The sequence below is a fragment of the Arthrobacter sp. 9V genome (assembly GCF_902506065.1).
Taxonomy (GTDB): Bacteria; Actinomycetota; Actinomycetes; order Actinomycetales; family Micrococcaceae; genus Arthrobacter.
In genome coordinates, this window is sequence record NZ_LR733049.1 from 1 (window position 1) to 1,446 (window position 1,446).

Sequence of the window (1,446 nt, forward strand, 5' to 3'; positions counted from 1 at the left end):
ATCCAGCAGTACGGCGTCGTGCGCGGATCCGCCATGGGCGCCTGGCGCATCGCCCGCTGCAACCCCTGGGCTGCCGGCGGCATCGACGACGTCAAGGAACGTCGTCACCCGTTCGTCGTCAACCGGTTCGGGTTCGTCCTCGCGCCGATCCCGCAGCAGCCGCACCCCGCGGTCGGAACGGCCCGGCCGGTCCTGCTCCCCCAGCGCACTCGAAAGGCGTAGCCGTCCCCATGGACATCATCGGAACGATCCTCTGGCCGCTCAAATGGGTGGTCTCGGCCATCCTCGTCGGCTTCTACTGGATCTTCGAGAGCATCGGGATGGACCCGAGCGCGGGCATCACGTGGGTGCTCTCGATCATCTTCCTGACGTTCGTCGTCCGCGCCGCGTTGATCCCGATCTTCGTCCGGCAGATCAAGTCGCAGCGTCGCATGCTCGAGGTCGCGCCGCAGCTGAAGAAGATCCAGGACAAGTACAAGGGCAAGAAGGACCAGTTCTCGCGCGAGGCCATGAGCCGCGAGACGATGGCGCTCTACAAGGAGACCGGGACCAACCCGCTCAGCTCCTGCCTGCCGCTGCTGCTGCAGATGCCGATCTTCTTCTCGCTGTACTCAGTGCTGCACGAAGCGCAGATCAACAAGACCGGCATCGGCCTGCTGACGAACGACCTCGCGGCCTCGTTCGGCAACGCGGCGCTGTTCGGCGCTCCCCTGCACGAGACGTTCACGAACGCCTCCGGCTGGGAGGTCCGCGCGATCGCCGGCTTCATGATCGTCGTCATGACCGCGTCGCAGTTCATCACGCAGCTGCAGCTCGTCGCCAAGAACATGTCGCCGGAGACCAAGGAGTCTCCGATGTACCGCCAGCAGAAGATGATGCTGTACATCCTCCCGCTGGTCTTCGTGATCTCGGGCCTCAGCTTCCCCCTGGGCGTCATGTTCTACTGGCTCGCCTCGAACCTCTGGACGATGGCGCAGCAGTACTTCGTCATCCGCAGCATGCCGACCCCGGGTTCCGAAGCTGCTCTGGCTCGTGAAGCCCGCCTGGCCAAGAAGGCCCAGCGTCGCGGGACCGCCACTCCGGTCCTCGCCGAGGCCGGCGCCGGCGTCGGCGCGACGGAGATCGAGCCCGTGCGCGTCACCACCCAGCGTCAGCAGCCGGTCGGCAAGCAGCGCCAGAAGAAGAACGGGAAGAAGTAAGTGACCGAGCAGGACACCGCGGCCGCCGTCGAGACGACGGACACCGAGACCGAAGACGTCCGCGACGAAGCGGACATCGCAGCGGACTACATCGAGGAACTCCTCGACATCTGTGATCTCGATGGTGACATCGAGATCGAGGAACGCGGCGGTCGCGTGTACCTGTCGGTCACGGACGACGGAGAGGCACTTCGTGTCCTCTCGAAGCCCGACACGGTGACCGCACTGCAGGAACTCACCCGCATCG

General features: G+C 65.3%; 2 protein-coding genes and 1 pseudogene. All 3 read left to right on the top strand.

What is annotated here, in order from left to right:
• Window positions 1-222 (top strand): membrane protein insertion efficiency factor YidD (gene yidD / locus BACI9J_RS23970; RefSeq protein WP_159736801.1); only part of this gene is annotated, 222 nt, incomplete at its 5' end.
• 8 nt (window positions 223-230) lie between these two features.
• The gene (yidC, locus tag BACI9J_RS23975) at window positions 231-1,199 is read left to right on the top strand and encodes a membrane protein insertase YidC (protein WP_159736802.1); all 969 of its coding nucleotides are present in this window, start codon (window positions 231-233) and stop codon (window positions 1,197-1,199) included.
• Window positions 1,200-1,446: pseudogene (locus BACI9J_RS23980) on the top strand (DNA-binding protein); the annotation flags it as partial. It lies immediately after the preceding gene.